Here is a 26,514-nt window from a genome sequence, read left to right as displayed (position 1 = left end):
GCGCACACCATGAACAAGATCATTGCGCTCGTTGTTGCCTTAGTCATCGTGCTGTTTGCCGCGTCGTCGATGGTATTCGTGGTCGACCAGCGGCACATGGCCGTGCTGTCATCGCATAGCGACACCGCACCCGCCTTGCTCGGCCCCGGTCTGCACGTGAAGTTGCCGCCGCCGCTGCAAACGGTCACGCTGGTGGATAGCCGCATCCAGTCGCTCGACGCGCCGGATGAAGACCGTTATGTCACGTCGGATAAAACCGATCTGCTGGCCAACCCGGTCGTCAAATACCGTGTGACCGATCCGCTGAAGCTGCTCGCTGAAACCAAGGGCGACGTGCAAAGCTTGCCGGACCGCCTGGCGCTGTTGTCGCGCAGTGCGCTCGGCGACGCGTTCGGCAAGGTCACGCTGACCGATGCGCTTGCCAAGCAACAAGCCGTTGCCGACGAAGCGCGTAGCGCGATGGACAAAGCCGCGGCATCGCTGGGCATTTCGGTGCTCGACGTGCAACTTACGCGCGTCGATTTCCCGGCGGCGATGGCTGACTCGGTCTACAAACGGATGATCGCCGCACGCGAGCAGGCCGCGGCCGACGAACGTGCGAAGGGCACGGCCGAGGCCGACCAGATCAAGGCGGACGCCGTCGGCCAGCAACAGGCGATTCTCGCGGACGGCTATCGCCAGGCACAGACCATCAAGGGCGAGGGCGATGCCAAGGCGGCGGAAATCGCCGCTGAGGCATACGGCAGCGACCCGCAGTTCTACCAGTTTTATCAAAGCATGCAGGCGTACAAGAACACCTTCAAGCCAGGCGACGTGATCGTGGTCGACCCGAGCAGCGAGTTCTTTCGCTTCATGCGTAGCCCGACCGGCGGCGCTGCCCCGGACGCTCCCGCGGCACAGCGCAAACACTGATAACCGGAACGCCGCGGCATCCGCATCGCGGCCACTTCATTCGCATGGACATAGCCGGCTCGTTACTGCTCGCGATCGCATTGATGCTGATTATCGAAGGGATGTTTCCCTTCGTTTTTCCGAGCGCCTGGCGCGACACGTTCCGTAAAATAGCGGAACGGCCGCCGCATCAGATTCGCGTCGGCGGCTTGGTCGTGATGGTGCTCGGGCTGATCCTGCTGTTTATCGTGACCTGAAGGGGTGCTTCACGGCGCCCGCCGCTGCGCGCTGTTGAGTTGGCGATATGCGTGGCGACAGGAGCACTCCTGCGCGGGCCAAGGTCGGCTGAGGGGCTGCGAAGGGCGGCTCCGATGCCCGCGAAAGCCGCCAAAATAAAGCCGTCGCCCGCCATTCACACACACTTACCGGCGCACCCAGCCGCCGTGTTCAACGTCGTAGGACTGTATCGATGTCGACCTGGTTACTTCCCGAGAATATCGCCGACGTGCTGCCGTCGGAAGCCCGCAAGATCGAAGAGTTGCGGCGCCATTTGCTGGACCGTTTCCGCTCGTATGGCTACGAGATGGTGATGCCGCCGCTGCTCGAGTACATCGAGTCGCTGCTCACCGGCGGCGGCCACGATCTGAATCTGCGCACTTTTAAACTCGTCGATCAGATGTCGGGGCGCACACTCGGTCTGCGTGCCGACATCACGCCGCAGGTCGCGCGTATCGACGCGCACCTGTTGAATCGTCAGGGCGTGACGCGGCTTTGCTACGCCGGCAATGTGGCGCACACGCGTCCACGCGGTTTGCACGCCACGCGTGAGCAGATTCAGATTGGCGCGGAAATCTACGGCCACGCCGGTCTCGAAGCGGATCTGGAAATCCAGCAGTTGATGCTCGACGCGCTGCGTCTGGCCGGCCTCGCGAAAGTGCGGCTCGATTTGTGTCACGCAGGCGTGCTTGCCGCGCTGATCGAAGCGGAGCCTGCTGCTGCCGAACTGGGTCAATCGCTCTATGACGCATTGGCCGGCAAGGACGTGCCGCGCCTCGTCGAGCTGACCGCCAACCTCACGCCGGTTACGCGCGACGCATTGCGCGCGCTCCCCACGCTTTACGGTGACGCATCGGTGCTCGATGAAGCCCGTGCACGCCTGCCGAACGCACCGGCGATTGCCCGCGCGCTCGACGACCTCGCGTTTCTCGCGAGCCAGGTCGATGGCGCCGAGGTGATGATCGATCTGGCCGATTTGCGTGGCTACGCGTATCACAGCGGCGTGATGTTCTCGGCGTATGTCGACGGCGTGCCGAATGCCGTTGCGCGCGGCGGCCGTTACGACCACGTCGGCCAGGCCTACGGCCGTGCACGCGCGGCCACCGGCTTCTCGCTCGATCTGCGCGAAGTCGCGCGTATTTCGCCCGTAGAAGCCCGCAGCAGTGCGATTCTCGCACCGTGGCAGCACGACGAAGTGTTGCGCACCAGCGTCGCCGCGCTGCGTAACGCCGGCGAAGTCGTGATCCAGGCGCTTCCGGGTCACGAGCACGATCTGGATGAATTCGCCTGCGACCGCGTGTTGGTCGAGCGCAACGGCGCGTGGGTCGTCGAACCCCGTTCCTGAGCGTGAGTCGGCAGGCCGCCTGAGGGGCATCCCAAGGGCATTTCAGAAGGCGTCCAAAGCGTCGCCGGACCCGGCGCGGCCCCTCGCCGCGCTATTTTCGATATACCCACCATAACGTGCATACCGTTGAGCGGAAACGGAAAAATTCGGAAGGTTCCGCGAACATAGGTAGAATACGTTTTTAACCAGCTTACGAAACAACATGTCTGCCAGCGCAGTGAATGTGAACCCCGGGCGTAACGTCGTCGTCGTGGGAACCCAGTGGGGTGATGAAGGCAAGGGCAAGATCGTCGACTGGCTGACGGACCACGCTCAAGGCGTCGTTCGCTTCCAGGGCGGTCACAATGCCGGTCACACGCTTATCATCGGCGGCAAGAAAACCATCTTGCGTTTGATTCCGTCGGGCATCATGCATCCCGGCGTCGCGTGCTACATCGGCAATGGCGTCGTGTTGTCGCCGGAAGCGCTGTTCAAGGAAATTGGCGAACTCGAAGCCGCCGGGGTCGATGTTCAGAATCGCCTCTTCATTTCCGAAGCCACCACCCTGATCCTGCCGTACCACATTGCCATCGACCAGGGCCGCGAAGCGCGCCGTGGCGCGAGCAAGATCGGCACCACCGGCCGCGGCATCGGCCCGGCCTACGAAGACAAGGTGGCGCGCCGCGGTTTGCGCGTGCAAGACCTGTTCGAGCCGGAAAGCTTCGCCGAACGTCTGCGTGAAAATCTCGATTACCACAACTTCGTGTTGACGCAATACCTGGGCGTAGCCGCTGTCGACTTCCAGCAGACGCTCGACACGATGCTGAGCTACGCCGATCGTCTGAAGCCGATGGTGACCGACGTGTCGCGCCGTCTGTACGACGAAAACGCTGCCGGCAACAACCTGCTGTTCGAAGGCGCGCAAGGCACGCTGCTCGACATCGACCACGGCACCTATCCGTATGTCACGTCGAGCAACTGCGTGGCTGGTGCGGCTACGGCGGGTGCAGGCGTCGGTCCGCAAAAGCTGAACTACATCCTCGGCATTACCAAGGCGTATTGCACGCGTGTCGGTTCGGGCCCGTTCCCGAGCGAACTGTACGACGCGGATAACGCCGCGCGTCAGGAGTCGATTGGCCTGGAACTTGCCAAGGTCGGCAAGGAATTCGGTTCGGTCACCGGTCGTCCGCGCCGCACGGGCTGGCTCGACGCCGCCGCGCTGCGCCGCTCGATCCAGATCAACGGCGTCTCGGGCCTGTGCATGACCAAGCTCGACGTGCTCGACGGCCTCGACGAAGTGAAGCTGTGCATCGGCTACACAGTCGACGGCAAGAATGTCGACCTGCTGCCGCGTGGCGCGTCTGAAGTCGCGCGTTGCGTGCCGGTGTACGAAACCTTCGCGGGCTGGAAGGAAAGCACCGTTGGCATCACGGAATGGGACAAGCTGCCGGCTAGCGCGCGTGCGTATCTGACACGTGTGCAGGAAGTCGCGGGCATTCCGATCGACATGGTGTCGACCGGTCCGGATCGCGACGAAACGATTCTGCTGCGTCATCCGTTCAAGGTTTAAGCCATGGTTCAAGGTGTACCTATGATTGCGATGAAAGATCCGCGCAACGACGACAAGAACCTGTGGGTTGGCTGGGACGAGTATCACCGGCTGATCGAACTGCTGGCACTGCAGGTGCACGAGTCGGGCTGGAAGTTCGACAAGATCCTGTGTCTCGCGCGGGGCGGTTTGCGCGTCGGCGATCAGCTCTCGCGCATTTACGATCTGCCGCTGGCGATTCTTGCCACTAGTTCGTACCGCGAAGCGGCTGGCACGGAGCAGGGCGAACTCGACATCGCGCAATACATCACGATGACGCGCGGCGAACTGCACGGCAACGTGCTGCTGGTCGACGATCTGGTCGATTCCGGTGTGACGCTGGCACGCGTGCAGCAGCATCTGAAAGAACGCTATCCGGCGATCACCGCGGTGCGTTCGGCGGTGCTCTGGTACAAGGGCTGCTCGAAAGTGAAGCCCGATTACCATGTGCAGTATCTGCCTACCAATCCGTGGATTCACCAGCCGTTCGAGGAATGGGATACGGTTCGCCCGCACAACCTCGGCGCGTGGATCAAGCGCGGTATGCAGCAGGAGCAGCAGTCGTCGGGCACGTGATGCGTGCTACGACGCCGTATTTATCGCGTCGTAGTCAGTGCAGTGTCTGCAAGACGGAGTCCGGTTGGGCTCCGTTTTTTTATGTGCGTCTTATTTGCACTGTATGTGTCGGATGTGTGTCGCGCGAACGGCGTCTCGCAAAATGCGCGCACGGCGCCGGCCAAACGCCTGACGCAGCAGACGCGCCCAAATCGCGGTGCTACACTTCGCGGACCATCCACGTGGTGTATCCACAACAAGCCGGGCGGCGCTAAGCGGGCAGTTTAGAATAGCGGTCGTTTTTTCCGCTCAGGGAACGGATTTCCTCGCGTCTATGACAGATAACAATCACGTGCACAAACAGCCTTTGCCTTCCCTCGCGATTGCCGCGATCGGAGTGGTGTTCGGCGATATCGGCACGAGCCCGCTGTACTCGCTGAAAGAGGCATTCAGCCCGTCACATGGCATTCCGCTGACCGATCAATCAATTTTGGGCGTGATCTCGCTGCTGTTCTGGGCGATCGTGATCGTGGTCGGCATCAAGTACGTCATGTTCGTGATGCGCGCCGACAACAACGGCGAAGGCGGCGTCCTTGCGCTGATGGCGCTGGCGTTGCGCTCTCTCGACCAGAAGTCGAAAATGACCGGATTGTTGATGATGCTCGGCATCTTCGGCGCCTGCATGTTCTATGGCGACGCGGTGATCACGCCCGCCATTTCGGTGATCTCGGCGGTCGAGGGTCTGGAGATCGCGGCGCCCAATCTGTCTCATCTGGTGTTGCCGCTCACCATGGTGATTCTTGTGTTGCTGTTCTGGATTCAGCGACACGGTACGGCCACCGTCGGCCGCCTGTTCGGTCCGATCATGGTGCTGTGGTTCCTGGTGCTCGCCGCGCTGGGTCTGTGGCACATCATTCAGTCGCCGAACGTGATCCAGGCATTGAACCCGTATTACGCCTACACCTTTATGGCCGCGCATGTGTTGCAGGCCTACGTGGTGCTCGGCTCGGTCGTGCTGGTGTTGACGGGCGCCGAAGCGCTGTACGCCGATATGGGCCACTTCGGCGCGCAGCCGATCCGCATGGCGTGGTACTTCCTCGTGATGCCCTCGCTGGTGCTCAACTACTTCGGCCAGGGCGCGCTGCTGATGCATGACCCGAAGGCGATCGAAAACCCGTTCTTCCTGCTCGCGCCGGATTGGGCGTTGCTGCCGCTCGTGGTGCTGTCGACGGTGGCGACCGTGATTGCGTCGCAGGCGGTGATTTCGGGTGCCTATTCGCTGACAAGCCAGGCGATCCAGCTCGGTTACGTGCCGCGCATGAAGATTCTGCATACGTCGGAGCTGGCGATCGGTCAGATCTATGTGCCGGTGGTGAACTGGATGCTGCTGTTCATCATTCTGTGCATCGTGATCGCGTTCAAGAGTTCGGATAACCTCGCCGCGGCCTACGGTATCGCGGTGACGGCCACCATGGTGATCACCACGGTCCTCGCCTGCGTCGTGATGGTGAAGGTGTGGAAATGGAACAAGTTCCTCGTGGCGATGATCATCGGGGTGTTCATGGTGGTCGACTTAGGCTTTTTCGGCGCCAATCTGCTGAAGGTCGAAGAGGGCGGCTGGTTGCCGCTCGGCATCGGCGCATTGCTGTTCTTCCTGCTGATGACCTGGTTCAAGGGCAGGATGATCGTCAAGGAGCGCACGGCCGCCGACGGCATTCCGCTCATGCCGTTCCTGCAAGGCTTGCTCGCGCATCCGCCGCATCGCGTGTCGGGTACCGCGATCTATCTGACCGGCAGTGATTCGCTCGTGCCGGTGAGTTTGCTGCACAACCTGAAGCACAACAAGGTGCTGCACGAGCGCACCATTTTCCTCACCTTCGTGACGCTCGATATTCCGTATGTGAAGGATGAGGAGCGCGTGACAGTCAAGGATCTCAACGGCGGCTTGTATCTCGTCAAGGCGGCGTACGGTTTCAACGAAACGCCCGACGTGAAGGCGGTGTTGCTCGAGGTGGGCCGCACGAACGACATGACGTTCGAGTTGATGGACACGTCGTTCTTCCTGGCGCGCGAAACGGTGGTGCCGACACAGTTGCCTGGTATGTCTGTGTGGCGTGAACGGGTATTCGCGTGGATGCATCAGAACGCTGCCAAGCCGACTGACTTCTTCAGCATCCCGGCGAATCGGGTGGTTGAGTTGGGGACGAAGATCGAGATCTGACGACGGACCCAAGGTCGTCAGCGCCTTGCATGCCGGGGTGCGATAAGCGATAAAAAAGCCCACGCAATTTGCGTGGGCTTTTTTTCGTCGCTCAGTCTCTCGAACATCAGTGCGTGAGTGAATCACGCACTAATGAATCGGCTTACTTCTGCTTGAGCTTGGCGAATGCCGCGGCCATTGCGCCGCCTGCTTCCGGTTCACGCGAGCGCTGTTGCTGCGCGCCGCGTCCGCCACCGCCGCCGGAACGGCCGCGATCCTGCTGGGCGCCGCCACCGCTGCGTGGCGCTGCTGCCGCGCCGAACTCGTCGTCGAGACGCATGGTCAGCGCGATACGCTGGCGCTTCACGTCGACTTCCAGCACCTTCACCTTGACGATCTGACCGGCCTTGACCACTTCGTGCGGGTCTTTGATGAACTTTGTCGACATGGCCGACACGTGCACCAGACCGTCCTGATGCACACCGATGTCGATGAACGCACCGAAGGCCGCGACGTTTGTCACGACGCCTTCGAGCACCATGCCCGGCGTCAGGTCGCTGACTTTCTCAACGCCTTCGCGGAAAGTTGCGGTCTTGAATTCGGGGCGCGGATCGCGGCCCGGCTTCTCGAGTTCGAGCAGAATGTCGCGCACGGTCGGCAGGCCGAAGCGTTCGTCGACGAATTCCGCCGGCGACAAGCCGCGCAGCGCGTCGCGATTGCCGAGCACGTCGCCGACATGCTTCCTGATCTTCGCGAGCATGCGTTCCACGACCGGATACGCTTCCGGGTGAACCGACGAGCGGTCGAGCGGGTTCTCACCGTTGTTGATGCGCAGAAAGCCGGCTGCCTGTTCGAAGGTCTTGTCGCCCAGACGCGGCACCTTGCGCAGATGTTCGCGCGAAGGGAACGGGCCGTTTGCATCGCGATAGTCGACGATGTTGCGGGCGAGCGTCGCGTTCAGACCCGACACGCGCGCCAGCAAAGCGACCGACGCCGTATTGGCATCCACGCCGACCGCGTTCACGCAATCCTCGACCACCGCGTCGAGCGAGCGGGCCAGTTCGCGCTGATTCACGTCGTGCTGGTATTGGCCGACGCCGATTGCCTTCGGTTCGATCTTCACCAGTTCCGCGAGCGGATCCTGCAGACGGCGCGCAATCGACACGGCGCCGCGCAGCGACACGTCCATGTCCGGGAATTCCTTTGCCGCGAGTTCGGAGGCCGAGTACACCGACGCGCCGGCTTCCGAGACGACGATCTTTTGCATCTTGAACTCTGGATGACGTGCGATCAGTTCGCTCGCGAGCTTATCCGTTTCACGCGACGCCGTGCCGTTGCCGATGCTGATCAGTTCCGCTTGCGTCTGCGCACAGATGCGCGCGAGCTTGGCGAGCGAGCCATCCCAGTCGCGGCGCGGCTCGTGCGGGTAAATGACGTCGGTTGTCAGCACTTTGCCGGTGCGGTCGACCACAGCCACCTTCACGCCGGTGCGCATACCCGGATCGAGGCCGATCACGGCCTTCGGACCCGCCGGCGCTGCCAGCAGCAGATCCTTCAGGTTGCGCGCGAACACGCGAATTGCTTCATGTTCGGCTTCGTCGCGCAGATTGGTCAGCAGTTCGTTTTCGATGTGCGGCTGCACCTTCACGCGCCAGCACCAGCGGCACACGTCGGAAAGCCACTTGTCAGCCGGGCGGTTCTGATTGGCGATGCCGAAGTGGCGGGCGATTAACGCTTCGCCGGGATGCGGCGCCTGCGCGTCGAGTTCTTCACCGAGCCCCAGCTTGACCATCAGCACGCCCGCATTGCGGCCGCGGAACAGGGCCAGTGCGCGATGCGACGGCACGGTCCTGATGGTTTCCGAATAGTCGTAGTAGTCGCGGAATTTCTCTTCTTCCGCGTTTTCCTTGCCTTCGACCACTTTCGACGACACCACGCCCTGGTTGAACAGGTAATCGCGCAGCTTGCCGAGCAGATCGGCGGTTTCGCCGAACTGTTCGGAGAGGATGTCGCGCGCGCCGTCGAGCGCGGCCTTGATGTCGGCGACGCCTTTTTCGGCGTCCACGTAGGCGGCGGCTTCGGTTTGCGGGTCGAGCAGGGGATTGGCCAGCAGCGCGTCGGCAAGCGGCTGCAGACCGGCTTCGCGGGCGATCTGCGCGCGCGTGCGGCGCTTCGGCTTATAGGGGAGATACAGGTCTTCCAGCACCTGCTTGCTATCGGCGCCTTCGATCGCGGCGCGCAACTCGTCGGTGAGCTTGCCCTGTTCGTCGATGCTCGCGATGATCGCGGCGCGCCGGTCTTCCAGCTCGCGCAGATACAGCAGGCGCTCCTCGAGATTACGCAGTTGCGTGTCGTCGAGATTGTCGGTCACTTCCTTCCGGTAGCGGGCGATGAACGGAACAGTCGCTCCTTCGTCGAGAAGTTGCACCGCGGCCGCGACCTGGCGCGGCTGGACGGACAGTTCGGCGGCGATGCGCTGTACGATCTTGAGTGCTACGGTTTCCGTCATAAGGTCTTGGTGTTCCTGCTACTCAATCAAAGGTCGCGTGGTAATGACACACGCCGGGCCCACGTAGGGCACGTCGGTGCATGCTGGGCGTGCGCGCTGCGACCAGGTTGCTGGAGCGGGGCATTTTGCCATAAATGCAAAGGGGCTCAACCGCAGGGTGATAGAATTTCGGGCATGTTCCGTTGACCATTTACGACGTTGCCATCATCCTTGTCCCTCAACCGCCTGGACTCCCGCTTGGTCTCTCGCTTGTCACAACAGCCGCCTTTTTTGTCGCCGCGTTTGTCATGCTCGCCGCTTACATCGCTCGTGTTGGCGTCGCGGTCCGTGTTCAAGTCGGTGTTTCCGTCCAATGGGATGTTTTTCGCTGCATGCGCCGTGTGCGTGATGAGCGCTGCGCTGACCCTGTCCGCGCCGGCCGCAGCGCAAACCGCAGCGCCGCTCGAGGCCGCCAGCAGTCTCGCGCCGGCGGCCGTTCCGGGCGCACGGGCGGCGAGCGCGGCGAATGCCACGGGCGCGGATAAAGCCGGCAACGCTGGGAATACTGATAACGCGGCATCGCTTGACAGCGCATTCGACGCGCGGCAAAGAGTCCTGGATCAGCGCTCCGAGGAAAACAACTACCGCTACGCGGTCGCCGAACACGATTGCTATAGCAAGTTCCTGGTCAACCACTGTCTGAACAAGGCGCGCGACAGCATGCGCTCGGTGCAAGCCGACATTCGCAAGGAGCAGCTCGCGCTCGACGGCGAACAGCGTGTCCAGCGCGCCCGCGAGCGTGACGAGCAGGCCGCGCTCAAACGCGCACAAGACGAAGCTGGCGCGCCGCAACGCGCCGCCGACGACGCGCGTAATGCGCAGGCCTACGAAGACAAGCAGCGCCAACATCAGCTCGACCAGGCCCAGCGCGCAGCCGAGGCGCCGCAACGCAGCGCCAACGCAGAGGCTTATCAGGCCAAGCAACAACAGCACGCGCTGGATCAGGCGCAACGCGGTATCAGTCCGTCGCAAGCCGCAGCCAACAGCCAGGCATACGATCAGAAGCAGGCCGACTTCCAGCGTAAGCTCGACGAAGCGCGTCAGCAGGGCGCGCAAAAGGCCCAGGAGCGGGCGGAGAAGCAGCAGACTTTCGAAAAGAAGCAGACCGAAGCGGCTCAGCACAAAACCGACGTCGAAGCCCGTCAGAAGCAGGCGGCCGAGAAAGCCGAGCAGAAACGCCAGGACCAGTTGAAAGAGCAGCAGCAACTTGAAGAACAGCAAAAGCAGCAGCAACAACAGCAACAGCAGTAGGTGTGCTGTTGTAGGTTCTGGTAGGGTTGTAGCAGGAAAGTAGTCGCCGTAACGCGTTTTAAGCCGGACAGCAACCTCAGGCATTGGGCTGCACCATGCAGCCCGTGCCGCTTACGAGAGGAGGCGAGTATGCGCGATCAACATCACGTCATCACCGCGGACACACTTCGCGATCGTATTCTGCAGTTGGAATCGGAGCATAGTGGGCTCGATCGCTTGATCGACCGAATGTCGGATGAGCCCGGCATCGACGACTTCGAGTTGCAGCGCCTGAAAAAGCGCAAACTCAAAGTCAAGGACACCATCATCTTGCTGCAATTGCAGCTCGAACCGGACGCACGCGCCTGAGTTCGCGGCCTGGCAGGTGCCGGGTCGCGCCGCGCGCGCCGGACTTTGCAGGAAACGCTTGCCTTGAATTCACCGCTTGAAACTTCCCCACGTGCCACGGCTAGCGACGACGCTGCGGCGGCCGGCAGCCCGGTGGCCGGCGCTCCGGCGTCGCGTCCTCCCACGTCGGCGCTCTCCGCGTCATTGAACCCACGCCGGGTCGCTGAACTGGACGATATCTTCGCCGACAACGGTCTGCTCGCCCGTCAGATCGACGGCTATCGTTCGCGCGCGTCGCAGATCGAGATGTCGCGCGCCGTCGCCGCAGCCATGGAAGCGTCGGGCCGCGCGATGCCTGAGCCCGCGATGTTCGAGGCGCAGAAGCGTCCGGCGCGGCGTCTGCAATCGCCGGGCGCGAATGCTGCCCCTGATGTCCCCGAGAACGACGAATCGAACGGTCTCGACGGCAGCGAAAATACGCTGATCGTGGAAGCGGGTACCGGCACCGGCAAGACCTACGCGTATCTTGTGCCGGCTATGTTATGGGGCGGCAAGGTGATCGTCTCCACGGGCACCAAGCATTTGCAGGATCAGCTCTTTCAGCGCGACATTCCGACCGTGCGCGATGCGCTCGCCGTACCGGTGTCGGTGGCGATGCTCAAGGGCCGTGCGAACTACCTGTGCCACTACTATCTGCAGCGCACCGCGGATAACGGCCGTCTGCCGTCGCGCCAGGAAACCTCGTATCTGCAGGACATCATTCGCTTCGCCAAGATCACGCGCACCGGCGACAAGGCTGAACTCGCGAGCGTGCCGGAAACCGCGGCGGTGTGGTCGATGGTCACGTCCACGCGTGAAAACTGTCTTGGCCAGGAGTGCCCGCATTACAAGGAGTGCTTCGTGATGCAGGCGCGTCGCGAGGCTCAGCAGGCCGACATCGTGGTGGTCAATCACCACCTGTTTTTCGCCGACATCATGTTGCGCGATACCGGCATGGCTGAATTGCTGCCCACCGCCAACACCGTTATCTTCGACGAGGCGCATCAACTGCCGGAGACCGCAACGCTGTTCTTCGGCGAGACGCTTTCGACAACGCAATTTCTCGAACTCGCGCGCGATTCGGTGGCGGAGGGTCTGGGCCATGCGCGCGAGACTGTCGATTGGGTGACGCTCGGCTCGACGCTCGAACGCGCGGCGCGCGACGTGCGGCTGGCGTTCAAGGAAGACTCGGTGCGTCTGTCGATCGGCCAGTTGCCCGACGATCATCCGTTGTTCCCCGCGCTCGAAACGCTCGAAACCGAGCTCGATGCATTGGCCTCAGCGTTGGCCGGTCAGGCTGAGCGTGCCGAGTCGATCGGCGCGTGTCTGCGCCGCGCACGCGAGCTGCAAGGCGTGCTCGCGGGTTGGACCACGCCACCCACCGAGACCGAGCGCGCAGCCGCTGAGCAGGCCCCGGCTGACGCCAAGGCCGAGCGCGCCGATCCGAATGAAAAGGTGCGCTGGATCGAAGTATTCGCGCACACCGTGCAGTTGCACGAAACACCGCTGTCGGTCGCACCGATCTTCGCGAAGCAGCGCGCTGGTGTGCCGCGCGCGTGGATCTTCACGTCAGCCACTTTGTCGGTGCGGGGCGACTTTACTCACTATGCTGCGCAGATGGGCCTGAACGCGAAACGTTCGATGACGCTGCCGAGTCCCTTCGACTATCCGACGCAAGGGCTTTTGTACGTGCCGCGTAATTTGCCGCAGCCTTCGTCGCCGATGTTTACCGACGCCGTGTTCGATGCGGCATTGCCCGCGATCGAAGCATCGGGCGGCGGTGTATTCATGTTGTGCACGACGTTGCGCGCAGTGGACCGCATCTCGGCCAAATTGCGCGACACCATTGAAGCGCGCGGTTGGGGCTATCCGTTGCTCGTGCAGGGCGATGCGAGCCGCACCGAGTTGCTCGACCGCTTCCGTGCGTACGGCAATGCGATTCTGGTGGGCAGTCAAAGCTTCTGGGAAGGCGTGGACGTGCGTGGCGATGCGCTCTCGCTGGTCGTGATCGACAAGCTGCCGTTCGCGCCGCCAGATGATCCCGTGTTGTCGGCGCGTCTGGATGCGCTGACGAAGAAGGGGTTGAGCCCGTTTGCGGTCCATCAGTTGCCGCAGGCTGTGATTACGCTCAAGCAGGGCGCAGGCCGTCTGATTCGCGCTGAGACCGATCGCGGCGTGCTGATGATCTGCGACACGCGTCTCGTCGACAAACCGTATGGGCGCCGCATATGGCAGAGCCTGCCGCCATTCAAGCGCACACGTGAGATCGAAGTCGTGCGGGAGTTTTTCGAAGAGAACGGAACGCCGGCTCAATAGGTGACTAAGTGAATGCCGTTAAAAAAACGGCGCTTAAATGACAAAACGCCACGGATGTGAATCCGTGGCGTTTTGCTTTACTGTCTCAGGAAATCGAGGTGATTTCCTGAGACAGTTTTCGCCCAGAGGCGAGCCCTATGCGACAGCTTACTGGCTTGCGCCCGAAGCCGGAGCAGCAACAGCAGCCGAAGCGGCAGCCATTGCGTCCGAAGCAGCGGTCGTAGCCGAAGCAGCAGCGTCGCTCGCAGCAGCAGCCGCACCCGAAGCAGCAGTCGAAACGTCCGAAGCGGCAGCCGTTGCTGCCGAGGCAGCAACCGTTGCGTCGCTAGCTGCGGTCGTAGCTGCCTGATCGCTGCTCTTGTTGCATGCAGCCAGTGCCACAGCTGCCAACAGGGATGCTACGAGGAGGGATTTCTTCATGATCACGTCCTTTTATGGTTAAAGGTAAGCAACAGCGCAAAATAATACCGGTAATGTGCTCCAACACCGACCTGGGCCGTTGGTGGAGACGCTCTTTTGACGAGCTGGAATCTTCCCTACGGCTTGGGCGGAAATTATATGCACTTTCGTACTGACAATCCATAAATCCGGGGTCAATACGTTGTCTTTCTCATACAAAATTTCACAGTACGGTATAACAGGCGGGCAGAGTTACGCAAGCTCGCCCACTTGTATCCAGCCCGCACAATACCACTCGTGCAGCAGTGCTGTCACCGACGAATCGTGTGAGAGTGTTACAAAGCGTTTCGCACTCACACACCGGTGATCAGCGAGGTCAATCAACCACTTTCTTGCGCCATCAAACGGTATTTCCTCTCCATTTACGAAGAAAAAACGGCGGTTGTACAACAAATTAGTCTTGCGGTCCAGCCGAATGCCGGACTTCGATGCCTGACTGATGAAACGCGCTGCATTAAGCGGTCGTTGCGGCGGATCAAATACGACGCTCGGCTTCGGTTCGCTGAGGTACGTACCAAGGAACGTTGCAATGTCCTGCTCACGCCATTTGACGCCAGCAAGGATCGCACCAACTCGCTCGATCAACGCGGCGGGCAGTTCCGCCGGACGGTCGACAGCGGGCTGTTGCGGGTCGCGATAAAGCGCATCGGGCCGCACGGCCGCTTCGCCGCGTTCGGCCAGATGGTAGAGGAACTGCGCGGTCAACTCGCCCGCGGACGGGGCGCGAAAACCCATCGAGCAGGTCATGCATTCGCCTTCGGCGACGCCGTCATGGGCGATATGCGGCGGCAGGTACAACATGTCGCCCGGTTCAAGCAGCCATTCCTCTTCCGGCTCGAAATGCTGTAAAACTTTCAACGGCAAACCCGGTTGGAGTGTCAGATCTTTCTGCGCACTGATCCGCCACCGGCGCTTACCTTTTACTTGCAAAAGAAACACATCGTAGGAATCGAAGTGGGGGCCGACGCCGCCGCCATCGCTCGCATACGAAATCATCAGATCGTCCAGACGCGCGTCCGGTACGAAGCGAAAACGGTCGAGCAACGCGCGCGCGCGATCGTCGTAGAGGTCCACGCCTTGCACTAGCAGCGTCCATGCGCGCTGTTTGACCGACGGCAGTTCATCAGGCGCGAACGGGCCGTGCTCCATTTGCCATTTGTTGCGAAAGTGCGTGATCAGGCGCGCTTCGACTTCATCCTGATCGGCCAGCTCGAAAAACTCGTCGCGCGACAGCGGTGCCTCCACATTCGGGATCGCCTGACGGATCAAGAGCGGCTTCTTCTGCCAGTACCGGCGCATGAATTGCGACGGCGTCAGATTGCCGAGCAACGGCGTGGGCGTGTCCGGCGAGGGCGGGAGAATAGGGCGTGCCGGCTTTGAAGCCGGCGAAGATTTCCGTGCCGAAGCTGCATCGGCCGGGTGGTCAGTGGGCCGCTTGGGCATCGTATAATGTGAGTTGTATTCTGGAGAATCGAATGAAAATCGCAAAGAACACCGTCGTGTCGGTCGCTTATAAGCTATCGGATGCGCAGGGCAATCTGATTGAAGAAAGCGACGAGCCGATGGTCTATCTGCACGGCGGCTATGATGGCACGTTCCCCAAGATCGAGGAAGAGCTCGACGGCCACGAGGCCGGCTTCGAGACCCAGATCCAGCTCGAGCCGCAAGACGCGTTCGGCGAGTACGACCCCGATCTCGTGAAGATCGAGCCGCGCGACCGCTTCCCGGAACCGCTCGAAGTCGGCATGCAATTCGAGGGCACGCCGGAAGAAGGCGATGAGGATCTCGATTCCCTCGTCTACGTGGTGACCGACGTCGCAGGAGACAAAGTCGTGCTCGACGGCAACCATCCGCTCGCCGGCATGGCGCTGCGTTTCGCGCTGACGGTCAAGGACGTGCGTCCGGCTACCGAAGACGAAATCCAGCACGAACACGCGCATGGCGCCGACGGCCTCGAAGTCCTCGATGACGATGACGACGAAGCCGAAGAAGACAAGTCAGGGCCCACGCTGCACTGAACTCGCGGGCGTGCCGGGAGCGCCTGAAGGCACACCCGGTGCGCGCGGCAAAACAGCCGAGGCGGGCGGTGCGGACATGGCGGGCCCGTATTCGCCGCTTCCGTCCTCCGCCGGTTCGCGTTGCGGCTGAACCGGTTGTGGCTGCCCGGGCGCCTGCAACAACGGCGGCAACTCGGAAGCCGGGCCTAACGCAGGCACGGCAGGCATCGAAGCTGCCGGCTCTTCGCGCGGCTGCAGGGGTGCTGCCGTGGGCATCGGCATTTGCCTCGGCACATCGCGCACACTCACGCGGAACGGCGGCTTCTTGCTGAGATCCGCTTCAATCTGAATCCACTGGTTAAGACGATCATGCGGCGCAAGCGCGACACGTGTGAGATTCGTCACCAGCATCCCCTTGTCATTGCGCAGCGGCTGATCGATCACGAAGCCGGCGCTCGCGCGTTCATCGTCGCAATGGATCACCAGCACCGGTCCGCGAAAAATCTGCGCGAGTTTGACGAGGCTGCGCTTGAATTCCAGAAAACCGTCGCGGCGCGTATTGCGAGTAAAACGCAGCCAGGCAAAACGGTCGGGTCGTTCGTAACGCTCCGGATCGGGGTCGCCCTGAATGAACACGACAATCGCGTGCGCGTCGCGGCGTTTCGCGTATTCGGCGGCGTGCTCGAGCCAGAATGCATTGGCGATCACGCGATCTTCGAACTCGCCGTTGCGGCCGCCTGCAGTCAGGTAGTGATTGTTCGGACTCGGCGCGTTCAGACCGACAAAGACAGTATCGCCGACCTGCCAACGCACGTTCTCCCGGAACGGACGGAAGCGCGACACTTCGCTCTCGCGTGTTAATGCGATCGGGTTCTGACCCATCGACGTGGAGTCGGTGAACAGGGTCTGGCGTAGTTGATCGAGCCGTTCGACCGGGTCGAAGCCGCCGGCCTCAGCCGTGCCGCAGTCGGCCCAGTCGTGCTGGCCCGGAATGAAGAAGAGGGCGGGCCGCGATGTTTCGAGCAGCGCGTGGCGCCGTTCGTATAACGCATCGCGGCACGCTTCTTTCGCACCTTTCAGATTCCCGTCGTAGACAATGAACGATACTTCGCGGTCGCGGCTGATCGCCTCGATAAGGCGCTGCGTGGGCGCTTCGTCGGCGGGGCTTTGCATCGTGTTGGCGATGACCGCGAAGGCATAGCGCGGCGCCTCGGCGTGCGCGAGCGGGGCAAACGCTACAAGCGCCACGAGCGACATGAGGCCGCCCCTGAATTTGAGGGCGTTGGTCAGTGCCGCGCAAAGTTTGCGCGGGCACTGCGAGGGCCTGTGTGCGTCAATGATCTGCATCCGGCGCGGCGGCCAGGTCGTGCAGTTCGTACAGCAGATCCAGCGCTTCGCGTGGCCGCAGTTCGTTCGGGTCGATTGCGCGCAGACGTTCGACGAGCGTCTGCATGGCCGGCGACGCCGCTGTCGATTCCCGCGTGTCGTCGCGCGCGTCGTCGGCGTCTTCGACCAGCATGGGCATGGGTGCCGCGAACAGATCGAGTTGCGGTGCGGGTTGCGCCGCAGATTGCTGTTCGAGATGCGCGAGGTGCTTGCGGGCTGCGCGAATCACCGCGTTCGGCACACCGGCTAGTTGTGCGACCTGCAAACCGTAGCTCTGATTCGCCGGACCTTCACTGACCGCGTGCAGGAACACGATGCCGTGCCCATGCTCGACCGCCGACAGATGCACATTGGCCGCGTGTGGAAACTCGGCAGGCAACTGCGTGAGTTCGAAGTAGTGCGTGGCGAACAGCGTATGGCAGCCATTATGCGAGAGCAGATGCCGCGCGATGGCCCACGCTAGCGCGAGGCCGTCGAACGTCGACGTGCCGCGCCCGATCTCGTCCATCAGCACGAGACTTTGCGGTGTCGCGTCGTTCAGGATCGCCGCCGCTTCCGTCATCTCCACCATGAAGGTCGAACGGCCGCCGGCCAGGTCGTCGGCGGCGCCGATTCGCGTGAAGATGCGATCGATCGGACCGAATGCCGCGCGCCGTGCCGGCACATAGCTGCCGACGTACGCCAGCAGTGCAATCAGCGCGGTCTGCCGCATAAAGGTCGATTTACCGCCCATGTTCGGGCCGGTGATCAGCAGCAGTTTGCGCTCGGGTGTGAGCGTGCAGTCGTTAGCGATGAATTGCTCGACCTGCGCCTCGACAACCGGATGCCGGCCCTGTTCGATTTCGATGCCGGTATCCGGCGAAAACGTCGGCGCGACCCAATCGAGCGCGCGGGCGCGTTCGGCGAAGGCTGCCAGCAAATCGAGTTCGGCGAGCGCCGCGGCGACCCGCTGGCAGTCCGGGATAAAAGGCAGCAGCGCTTGCAGCAACGCGTCGTAAAGCGAGCGTTCGCGGGCCAGCGCGCGTTCCTGCGCGGACAGTGCCTTGTCTTCGAACGTTTTCAGTTCCGGTGTGATGTAACGCTCGGCGTTTTTCAGCGTCTGACGGCGGCGGTAATCGTCCGGCACCTTGTCAGTCTGGCCGCGCGTGACTTCGATATAGAAGCCGTGCACCTTGTTGTACTCGACGCGCAGATTGCCGATACCGGTGCGCGCCCGTTCGCGTGTTTCGAGGTCGATCAGGAACTGCCCGCAGTTCTCCGAAATATCTCGCAACTCATCGAGTTCCGCATCGTAGCCGCGGGCGATCACGCCGCCGTCGCGCACCATGGCGGATGGCTCTTGCGCGACTGCGCGCTTGAGCAGTTCGACGCACGCTTGCGGCGGTTCCAGCGATGCGTCGATACGCGCCAGCGAATCAGCATTCGACGAAACGGCCGCCAGTTGCGCGCGCAACTCGGGCAAGGCGATGAACGTATCGCGCAGGCTTGAGAGATCGCGAGGCCGCGCCGACAGCAGTGCGAGGCGCCCGGTAATCCGCTCGATGTCGGAAATCTGCCGCAACGCGCCGCGCAGCGAGTCGACGCCTGCGCCCAGCGGCGCGTCGAGCAATGCGCCGATGGCCTGCTGACGTGCTTGCGCCACAGCGGCTTCGCGTGGCGGATGATGCAGCCAGTGACGCAGCAGACGGCTGCCCATCGTCGTGCAGCAGGTGTCGAGCAGCGAGCACAGCGTGGGCGATTCAGTGCCGCGCAGCGTTTCAGTGAGTTCAAGATTGCGGCGCGTGGCGGGGTCGAGCCCGATATATTCGGACTCGTACTCGACCTTCAGGCTGCGCACGTGACGCAATTGCTGGCCCTGCGTGGCCGCCGCATACAGAAGAAGCGCACCGGCCGCGCCGCATGCCGCTGTCAGCGAATGCGCGCCGAAGCCGTCGAGGCCGGCCACTTCCAGCTGATCGCACAGACGCTGCGTGCCCGACGTGATATCGAAGTGCCAGACCGGCACGCGGGTGAGGGCGCCCGCGCTGACGGGCGGCGTCCAGCTCGCGGAGTCGGCAGGCGCATCGGCCACCAGAATTTCCGCGGGACGGATCCGCTCGAGCGCGGCGGCCACCTGGTCGGGTGCAACTTCGGCGAGGCGCAACGCGCCGCTCGCCAGATTCAGCCACGCGAGCCCGACACTCGTTGCGACGCCGCGGCGGTTATGTGCGACGCACAGCGCCATCAGGTAGACATCGTTTTTGTCGGACAGGAGTGCAGCGTCCGTCAATGTGCCCGGCGTGACCACGCGCATCACTTTGCGCTCGACCGGCCCTTTCGACGTAGCCGGATCGCCGATCTGTTCGCAAATCGCGACGGATTCGCCTAGCTTTACCAGCTTGGCCAGATATTGTTCGACCGCGTGATGCGGCACGCCCGCCATCTTGATCGGATTGCCCGCCGACGCGCCGCGCTGCGTCAGTGTCAAATCGAGCAGGCGTGCGGCTTTTTCCGCATCTTCGAAAAAGAGTTCGTAGAAGTCGCCCATCCGGTAGAACACCAGCGTGCCCGGATGATCTGCTTTGATGCGCAGGTACTGCTGCATCATCGGCGTGTGTTGTGCGACGTCATTGGCCGCTGCGGTTTGAATGCCCATCCTCGGTGTCTTCTTGCGTTAGCTGTTCAGGGCGTGAGTTTAACCTGCCGGCGCGGCGAGCGGACCCTGGCCGGACGGCCAATCCGCAAAGCATCTCAGCAGGCCGCCACGCAAATTCTCGCGCCAGCCGGGCGCCGCTGGCCATGCCGTCATTCTTCTACTAAAGCCCGCATATCCACCGTGCGCTCATTCACGGCACTACGCCGTTTTGCGAGCCACATCATGAAGGTGATGAAACTGCCGAACACTAACGCGCCGATTTTGCTTCGCATTGTCAAAGACGCCGACGAGCTGTGCCCGCGGCAAGTAAGAGATGGAAAAAATCTGCTGTAGCCCGAACGCATTCTTACATTCACGGGGTGGGCGAATCATCAAACACTGGTGGCCCCAAGTCCAGGGTGATTAGGTAGCGCTCGTCGTTCGGATGGTCTTCAGTGCGGAAACAACGGATATTGAGCGAGACTTGATACTTGTTTTCGGCCTGCCAGTAGCTCGTCGGTGCGGCGCATGTCCGAATCTCTGCGCGCCTCGTTGGCGTGTCTTCGATTGGCTGGCTTCGCGCTTCTCGAAATGGTTTCCATCCTCCCCGTCGAAGCTGATCCTGTATATCTTCGAGGATTGCCATCGCCTCATCAAGATGCAATGTCGTGACTTGTGGGGACAGTGTCACGGAATCGACGTTGCCCTTGCGGTCGTAATTTACCACCAGGAATTTCGCAGCAGGAGTGACAAAACCATATTTGGGGGCGGTGAAGCGCAATCGAGTGGGACGGCTCACGTAGCCTCCCCAGTTTGCGTTGGACTCGAGGGCAGGCAATGTTGAGCGAGAATGCTGGCGCATCTGCTCGTACGGTTCGCCAATTGCTAGTGTGACCTCATCAATGGGACGAAGCATTGCAAAGACTCCCCAAATGAGAGCCAGTCCAGGTATCGCGCAAACGGTAAGCCAGCGCCAACTGAATTTCCTGATTGCCATCAGCGGCTTCCCTGTGCAATGAGGAACAGGGAATTTTCCACAAAATGCCGCTGGATAGGATCATGTAGGAGCTCATTGAACCGCTGTGCAGCGCGTAAAACGAACGCCATTCGTTGGCTGCCATCCGCAAGATTGGCTAGGGGCTGCTTGCTGAATGTCTCGTATTTCGCATTGGCACCTGCAACTGTGCACTGATTGGCAAGAGTCAACTGGATCTCCCGCGCCGATCCGGTTGGGATATTCAGCGCCCACGCGAACTGGTTGGCCCGCATCAATATGGCAAACGCCGAATCGTTGTACATGGATGGTTGCAGGATGTTGATCTGCTCGTGCCAAGCCAGCGTTTCGACGCTTTGACTGATATTTCCGGCATCGATCGCTTCAAATCCTTGCACAACGTGGGGACTGGCAACGCCAAACGATACGCTCGTAGCGATCGGCCACACGACTGATCCGTTTAACAGTTGACGCTCGCGTAGGCATCGCTTGAACCTCTGCAAGCCGAACTCCTTGTAGAACATGTGCAGCGGCCAGATATCGAGAAACAACGACGTGTTGCCCTTGGCGAGCATTTTATAAACATTCTCCGCACCGGCGCCGTTCACCTGATCCGGGATCGGCATTCGTGGCGACCCATAGGGTGCCATCCGCTCAAACGCGGAGCTTTGTCTTTCCCATTGCTGGTAGGCGTTACGCTCCCTGTTCGATTTGCCGATCAACTCTGCAGCGTTAAGCAAGCCGCAGCCGACTTGTTTGGACGCAAAGGCAGCAAGCCCCGCCCACTGGAATCGATGGTCGTCTAGCCACAATTGCGCATACGCCGCATTGATGCGTCGGTTGCGGGCGATTGGATCGTCGACGGAAGCGATGGCTTCTGCCTTTTTCTGATAGAAGCGCCAACTGTTGATGCAATCCTGCTTTTCATCTTGCGCCCGCTTTTTCGCAGCCGCCTCTTCCTCTCGCCAATTCGGGTAACAGACCGGGCAACGGTGGTTGTCGCACTTCGCCATCGAACGTTCTTCCAATATGGGATTTCACATGCGGGGATGTTGCTGACCCCAGTTTCCCATACGAAAAGTGACGACTATCTCAATAGAGTAGCTGCTGCCGTTGGCGTGGCTGTGTCGGCGCAAAGTCAACGGATGCCAATGCGGTCGGAGGGGATATTTCGATGCCGGCCAACTCATGCGTTAGCGTAAACGCGCTCGGTTCGCCGTCAATGCGCCGTCATTCTTCTACTAACGCCCGCATATCCACCGTGCGCTCATTCACCGCACTGCGCCGTTTTGCGAGCCACATCATAAAGGTGATGAAACTGCCGAACACGACGATGATCCATTGCGCCGGCATCTTTGCGGTGAGCAGCACTGCGTAGGCGCCAAGCATTAGCAGTACGGCGAGGTTCTGGTTGAAATTCTGCACCGCGATCGAATGTCCCGCGGAGAGCAGCGTCGCGCCACGATGCTGGAGTATCGCGTTCATCGGCACGATAAAAAAGCCGGACAGCGCGCCGAGCAGGATCATCAGCGGATAGGCGAGCAGGATATAGATCGGCAGGACGTACGAGCCGATACGAATGCCTGCGCCCGCCGGAAACAGGTCCTTGTTGTAGAACGCCACGGCGATCGCTGCGGCGCCAGTGAGGATGCCGATGGGCAGCACGCGCAGCGAATTGCGTAACGGAATCAGCGCTGCGGCAGCAGCCGCGCCGACCGCGATGCCGAGCCCCGTGACGCCCTGCATCACCGCCGCCTTCGACAGCGACAAGCCGAGGTTCACGTTCGCCCATTTGAGCACCAGCAATTGCAGCGTGACCGCGCCACCCCACATCAGCGTCGTGACCCACAGCGCGATCTGCGCGAGCTTGTCGGCCCACAGTACGTTGAAGCAATGATAGAAGTCGCCGACCAGTTTCTTCGGCTCGGTTAAACGGTTCGGATAGCGCGCACCGGTGTCGGGAATGAAGATGTTGATCCCCGCCGCGATGGCATACGTGACCATCACCGCGAACATGGCCAGGTCGGCCGAGGAGCGGATCAGCGGCAGATGCGCATGCGCGACGAATCGGTCGGCGAGGGTGCTGATCAGCGCGCCGCCCACCATCGTGCCGACAATGGTCGACAGGACGGTGGCCGATTCGAGCCACGCGTTCGCCTTGACGAGTTTTTCCGCGGGCAGGAGTTCGGTGAGGATGCCGTATTTGGCCGGCGAATACGCGGCCGCGCCAAAGCCGACCACGCCGTACGCAATCATCGGATGGACGCCGGCGATCATCATCAGGCAACCGCTCGCCTTGAGTGCATTGGAGATGAACATGACGTGCCGCTTTTGCATCGCGTCGGCAAACGCGCCAACGAAGGGGGCGAGCAGCACGTAGGAGATGGTGAAGAAAATCTGCAGCAGCGGCGTGACCCAGGCGGCCGAACGGATCACCGATAGCAAGGCGATGGCGGCGATCAGCAGTGCATTGTCCGCGAGCGACGAAATGAACTGCGCCGCGATGATTGTGTAGAAGCCTTTTTTCATGAAGCGGATCGTAAGCTGCGCGACAGTCTGGCGCGAAGCAGGGCGCTGCGTGAAACGCGCAAAACGCAGCCGGTGATCGAGCGTGCCGGCGCGGCTTCCCGCTTTGTAGCACGAACGCCTGCCGGATGCAGGCGCGCCAACGAAAAAGCGGCCGAAGCCGCTTCTATGTTGCCGATACCGGCGTAGAGCCGGTCGGATTACAGGTTCAGGCTCCAGACCTGAGACCTTAAGCCGATTGCTGGCGTGTGCGGCTGTAGCGCGACAGGATCGGGATCATCTGCGCGTAGACCTTCGGATTGCCCGCGACGATTTCGCCGACGTGCAGGAAGTCCGAGTCGCCCGTGTAATTGCCGACCAGACCGCCGGCTTCCGTGATCAGCAGGCTGCCAGCGGCGACGTCCCACGGATTCAGACCTTGCTCAAAGAAGCCATCCATGCGGCCGGCAGCGACGTTCGCCAGATCGAGCGCGGCGGCGCCCGGACGGCGCAGGCCGGCGCAGGCTTCGGTCATTTCAGCGAATTGGCGGCCGTACGCTTCGAGACCGTCCTTTTCACGGAACGGGAAGCCCGTGCCGATCAGGCCGTCGGCGAGGCGGTCGCGTTTGGCGACGCGAATGCGGCGGTCGTTCAGGTACGCGCCACGGCCGCGCGAGGCGGTGAACAGGTCGTTGCGGGTCGGATCATAGACCACGGACTGCGTCACGATGCCCTTGTGGGCAAGCGCGATCGACACGCAGTAATAGGGGAAGCCGTGGATGAAATTGGTGGTGCCGTCGAGCGGATCGATGATCCACTGGAATTCGGACTCGTTGTCCGACTTGCCGGATTCTTCGGCGAGGATGGCGTGATCGGGGTAAGCGGTCTTTAGCGTATCGATGATCGCGGCTTCAGACGCTTTGTCGACCTCCGTGACGAAATCGTTGTGCTGTTTCTTGCTGACCTGGATGAGATCGAGGTCGAGCGACGCGCGGTTGATGAGCTGGGCTGCACGGCGCGCGGCCTTCACAGCGATATTGAGCATGGGATGCATGAGACTGGATCCTTGTGCCGGGGCAGCACGGCTGCTTACCGGTAAATGAGCGCGGGATGAGCGCTGATTGTGCGCCATCGAGGGGCGCGGAAACAGCACGGAACGCACGTCCGATGAACAACCGGGTGCGCATTCCGCCGACGGAGACGAATTGGATAAGAACGATGCGCCGGACTTTTCGTAAGCGAAAGCCGGGCGCGAATACTGGTATTTTACCTGAGTCCGCGCGCCGCGGCAGCGATTGCTGCCCGGCACGGCGTATGAAGGTCAATCGGCGCGGGTTTTGCACGGTGGCAAAGCGCAATTTGGGAGCGGGTGCAAGGTTGGCGCTACCATACGCGTTCTTTAGCTTGCCGAGTTCCATCGTGGACCACACCCACCATTCTTCCGATCCCGCCGTGGCGGACCTGCGCGGCGGTTTTACGTCGACGCGCTTCGTGCTCGTCGAGCCCAGCCATCCCGGGAACGTCGGCGCTGCGGCGCGCGCACTGAAAACCATGGGCTTTTCGCGCCTCGTGCTGGTGTCGCCGCGCGTGCCGCACGTGCAGAGCGATCCGGAAGCCATTGCCATGGCGAGCGGCGCCGACGACGTGCTGGCATCCGCGCATGTCGTGCCGACGCTTGCTGATGCATTGAGCGGCGTGCATTGGTCGATCGCGCTGACCGCGCGGCTGCGCGAATACGGGCCGCCGCAATGGACGCCGCGTGCTGCGGCTGGTGCCGCGCGTGAGCAGGCAGTGCACGGCGAGATCGCGCTGGTGTTTGGCAACGAGCGCACGGGTTTGTCGAATGAGGACGTCGAGCGTTGTAGCGCGCTCGCCCATATTCCGGCCAATCCGGCCTACAGTTCGCTCAATCTTGCGCAGGCCGTGCAGGTGTTGGCGTATGAATTGCGCACGACGTATTTGTCCGCTGACGACGCACCGGCCTCAGCGCCCGCGCCGCTTCAGGCCGGCGCAGGGGCGGCGAGCGACGAGATCGAAAGCATGTTCACGCATCTGGAAAGCGCGCTGATCGCGCTCGAGTTTCTCGATCCGGCCAATCCAAAGAAGCTGATGTCGCGCTTGCGGCGCCTGTTCGCGCGTTCCGGTCTGGAGCGCGAAGAAGTGAATATCGTGCGCGGCATCGCCAAGCATATTTTGCTGAAGACCAAACCGCCGGGCGGCGACGCTTCCTAAGGGCACCCCCCAATCGACGACCTTGCCGACAGCGTGGGCTTCCGGCAGGTTTCGCGCAATCGCCCTACAATCGCTCAAAACGTTCTAAGCAAAGCTGCCGATCTGCTATGCGGCAAGCCATCCGCTATGCGTGGTGTTTCGCGCATGCGGTTTTTTCCCCCACGACACAGTCCCTGCCATGTTCACGAGACTTCGCGAAGACATTGCCACGATCCGCGAGCGCGATCCCGCCGCCCGCAGCGCCTGGGAAGTCCTCACGTGTTACCCGGGTCTGCACGCGCTCGTGCTGCACCGGCTCGCGCACGCATGCTGGCAGGCCAAGCGCCGCTGGCTCGCGCGTTTCATCTCGCAGATGGCGCGTTTCATAACCGGCATCGAAATCCATCCCGGCGCGACGCTGGGCCGCCGGGTGTTCATCGATCACGGCATGGGTGTCGTGATCGGCGAGACGGCACAGATTGGCGACGACTGCACGATCTACCAGGGCGTTACGCTCGGCGGCACGTCGCTCACGCGGGGTGCGAAACGGCATCCCACGCTTGAGCGCGGCGTGATCGTCGGGGCGGGGGCGAAGGTGCTCGGCGGTTTTACGATTGGCGCGGACGCGAAGATCGGCTCGAATGCGGTCGTCACGAAACCGGTGCCGGCACGCGGCACAGCGGTGGGTAATCCGGCGCGGATCATTGTTCCGGCGGCTGCTGCGGTGGCCTCAGCCGCTGCGTCCAGTGCGGCATCTGACGGTGCTGCGCGCGACGCCAAACGCACGACCGAAAGCAGCGCATTTTGTGCCTACGGCATCACGCCGAATGCGGACGATCCGGTTTCGCTGGCGATTCACGGCCTGATCGATCACGCCGCCACGCAATCGAAGCGTATCGACGAGATTGTCGACGCACTGGAGCGGCTCGGAACAAGTCTGGAAGGACTGCAGGGCGCCGATGCGGCGCTGCTCGATCTGCGGCGCCTGTCGGCCGCGATTGCTGGAAAGGTGGAAGGGGTGGCGGAGCGCTAA

21 protein-coding genes are annotated in these 26,514 nt (G+C 61.9%); 12 read left to right on the top strand and 9 right to left on the bottom strand.

Annotation, left to right across the window (positions count from 1 at the left end; translation table 11 throughout):
• Positions 1–9 precede the first annotated feature (9 nt).
• The 6 genes from hflC (at position 10) to KHO31_RS01580 (ending at position 6,855) form a co-directional block, all read left to right on the top strand.
• The gene (gene hflC, locus KHO31_RS01605) at positions 10–912 is read left to right on the top strand and encodes a protease modulator HflC (RefSeq protein ID WP_201073316.1); all 903 of its coding nucleotides are present in this window, start codon (positions 10–12) and stop codon (positions 910–912) included.
• Between the two features lie 44 nt (positions 913–956).
• A complete protein-coding gene (locus tag KHO31_RS01600) occupies positions 957–1,148 on the top strand; it encodes a DUF2065 domain-containing protein (RefSeq protein WP_054041860.1) in 192 nt (63 codons plus the stop codon).
• 212 nt (positions 1,149–1,360) lie between these two features.
• Positions 1,361–2,512 (top strand): ATP phosphoribosyltransferase regulatory subunit, encoded by a 1,152-nt coding sequence (locus KHO31_RS01595; RefSeq protein ID WP_201073315.1) that lies wholly within the window; start codon positions 1,361–1,363, stop codon positions 2,510–2,512.
• A gap of 202 nt (positions 2,513–2,714) precedes the next feature.
• Positions 2,715–4,061: an adenylosuccinate synthase gene (locus KHO31_RS01590; RefSeq protein ID WP_201073314.1), complete on the top strand. Its 1,347-nt coding sequence runs from the start codon at positions 2,715–2,717 to the stop codon at positions 4,059–4,061.
• A gap of 3 nt (positions 4,062–4,064) precedes the next feature.
• Positions 4,065–4,655: a phosphoribosyltransferase gene (locus tag KHO31_RS01585; RefSeq protein ID WP_201073312.1), complete on the top strand. Its 591-nt coding sequence runs from the start codon at positions 4,065–4,067 to the stop codon at positions 4,653–4,655.
• A gap of 313 nt (positions 4,656–4,968) precedes the next feature.
• Positions 4,969–6,855, top strand: coding sequence for a potassium transporter Kup (locus tag KHO31_RS01580; RefSeq protein ID WP_201085087.1), 1,887 nt, complete (start codon positions 4,969–4,971; stop codon positions 6,853–6,855).
• 142 nt (positions 6,856–6,997) lie between these two features.
• On the opposite strand, the gene KHO31_RS01575 is transcribed toward KHO31_RS01580, so the two are convergent.
• Entirely contained in the window at positions 6,998–9,343 is a 2,346-nt protein-coding gene (locus tag KHO31_RS01575) for a Tex family protein (RefSeq protein WP_211622566.1), read from the bottom strand.
• Positions 9,344–9,700: 357 nt separating this feature from the next.
• Between KHO31_RS01575 and KHO31_RS01570 the strand changes: the two genes are divergently transcribed.
• From KHO31_RS01570 to KHO31_RS01560, 3 genes are all read left to right on the top strand, one after another.
• The gene (locus KHO31_RS01570) at positions 9,701–10,633 is read left to right on the top strand and encodes a hypothetical protein (protein WP_201085145.1); all 933 of its coding nucleotides are present in this window, start codon (positions 9,701–9,703) and stop codon (positions 10,631–10,633) included.
• 129 nt (positions 10,634–10,762) lie between these two features.
• On the top strand, positions 10,763–10,981 hold the full coding sequence (locus tag KHO31_RS01565; protein WP_028199545.1) for a DUF465 domain-containing protein: 219 nt from the start codon (positions 10,763–10,765) through the stop codon (positions 10,979–10,981).
• A gap of 63 nt (positions 10,982–11,044) precedes the next feature.
• Entirely contained in the window at positions 11,045–13,315 is a 2,271-nt protein-coding gene (locus tag KHO31_RS01560; RefSeq protein ID WP_211622564.1) for an ATP-dependent DNA helicase, read from the top strand.
• Positions 13,316–13,462: 147 nt separating this feature from the next.
• On the opposite strand, the gene KHO31_RS01555 is transcribed toward KHO31_RS01560, so the two are convergent.
• On the bottom strand, positions 13,463–13,735 hold the full coding sequence (locus KHO31_RS01555) for a hypothetical protein (protein WP_201073305.1): 273 nt from the start codon (positions 13,733–13,735) through the stop codon (positions 13,463–13,465).
• A gap of 231 nt (positions 13,736–13,966) precedes the next feature.
• Complete coding sequence (locus KHO31_RS01550) at positions 13,967–15,217, bottom strand: cupin domain-containing protein (protein ID WP_211622562.1); 1,251 nt, start codon at positions 15,215–15,217, stop codon at positions 13,967–13,969.
• A 32-nt stretch (positions 15,218–15,249) separates the two neighbouring features.
• Here KHO31_RS01550 and KHO31_RS01545 point away from each other — a divergent pair, with 32 nt between their 5' ends.
• Positions 15,250–15,792, top strand: coding sequence for an FKBP-type peptidyl-prolyl cis-trans isomerase (locus tag KHO31_RS01545; protein ID WP_201073303.1), 543 nt, complete (start codon positions 15,250–15,252; stop codon positions 15,790–15,792).
• Here KHO31_RS01545 and KHO31_RS01540 read toward each other — a convergent pair.
• From KHO31_RS01540 to KHO31_RS01515, 6 genes are all read right to left on the bottom strand, one after another.
• A complete protein-coding gene (locus tag KHO31_RS01540) occupies positions 15,772–17,118 on the bottom strand; it encodes a hypothetical protein (protein WP_201085088.1) in 1,347 nt (448 codons plus the stop codon). The two genes, KHO31_RS01545 and KHO31_RS01540, sit on opposite strands and share 21 nt — an antisense overlap.
• On the bottom strand, positions 17,105–19,792 hold the full coding sequence (gene mutS, locus KHO31_RS01535; protein WP_201073301.1) for a DNA mismatch repair protein MutS: 2,688 nt from the start codon (positions 19,790–19,792) through the stop codon (positions 17,105–17,107). Before mutS ends, KHO31_RS01540 begins: the two co-directional genes overlap by 14 nt.
• 352 nt (positions 19,793–20,144) lie before the next feature.
• Complete coding sequence (locus tag KHO31_RS01530) at positions 20,145–20,687, bottom strand: flagellar biosynthesis sigma factor (protein WP_236061132.1); 543 nt, start codon at positions 20,685–20,687, stop codon at positions 20,145–20,147.
• 80 nt (positions 20,688–20,767) lie between these two features.
• Positions 20,768–21,778: a DUF2515 family protein gene (locus KHO31_RS01525; RefSeq protein ID WP_201073298.1), complete on the bottom strand. Its 1,011-nt coding sequence runs from the start codon at positions 21,776–21,778 to the stop codon at positions 20,768–20,770.
• A gap of 217 nt (positions 21,779–21,995) precedes the next feature.
• Positions 21,996–23,294, bottom strand: a complete 1,299-nt coding sequence (gene lplT / locus KHO31_RS01520) for a lysophospholipid transporter LplT (RefSeq protein ID WP_201073297.1) — start codon at positions 23,292–23,294, stop codon at positions 21,996–21,998.
• A 226-nt stretch (positions 23,295–23,520) separates the two neighbouring features.
• A complete protein-coding gene (locus tag KHO31_RS01515; RefSeq protein WP_201073296.1) occupies positions 23,521–24,324 on the bottom strand; it encodes an inositol monophosphatase family protein in 804 nt (267 codons plus the stop codon).
• A 365-nt stretch (positions 24,325–24,689) separates the two neighbouring features.
• Between KHO31_RS01515 and KHO31_RS01510 the strand changes: the two genes are divergently transcribed.
• Together KHO31_RS01510 and cysE are read left to right on the top strand one after the other, a co-directional pair.
• Entirely contained in the window at positions 24,690–25,502 is an 813-nt protein-coding gene (locus KHO31_RS01510) for an RNA methyltransferase (protein ID WP_201073295.1), read from the top strand.
• 178 nt (positions 25,503–25,680) lie between these two features.
• Positions 25,681–26,514, top strand: a complete 834-nt coding sequence (cysE, locus tag KHO31_RS01505) for a serine O-acetyltransferase (protein ID WP_201073294.1) — start codon at positions 25,681–25,683, stop codon at positions 26,512–26,514.

Origin of the sequence: Paraburkholderia domus, from assembly GCF_905220705.1 — a bacterium.
In the GTDB taxonomy this organism is placed as follows: Bacteria; Pseudomonadota; Gammaproteobacteria; order Burkholderiales; family Burkholderiaceae; genus Paraburkholderia; species Paraburkholderia domus.
Note: the sequence above shows the minus strand (reverse complement) of the source record. Positions and strands in the feature narration are given on the sequence as shown.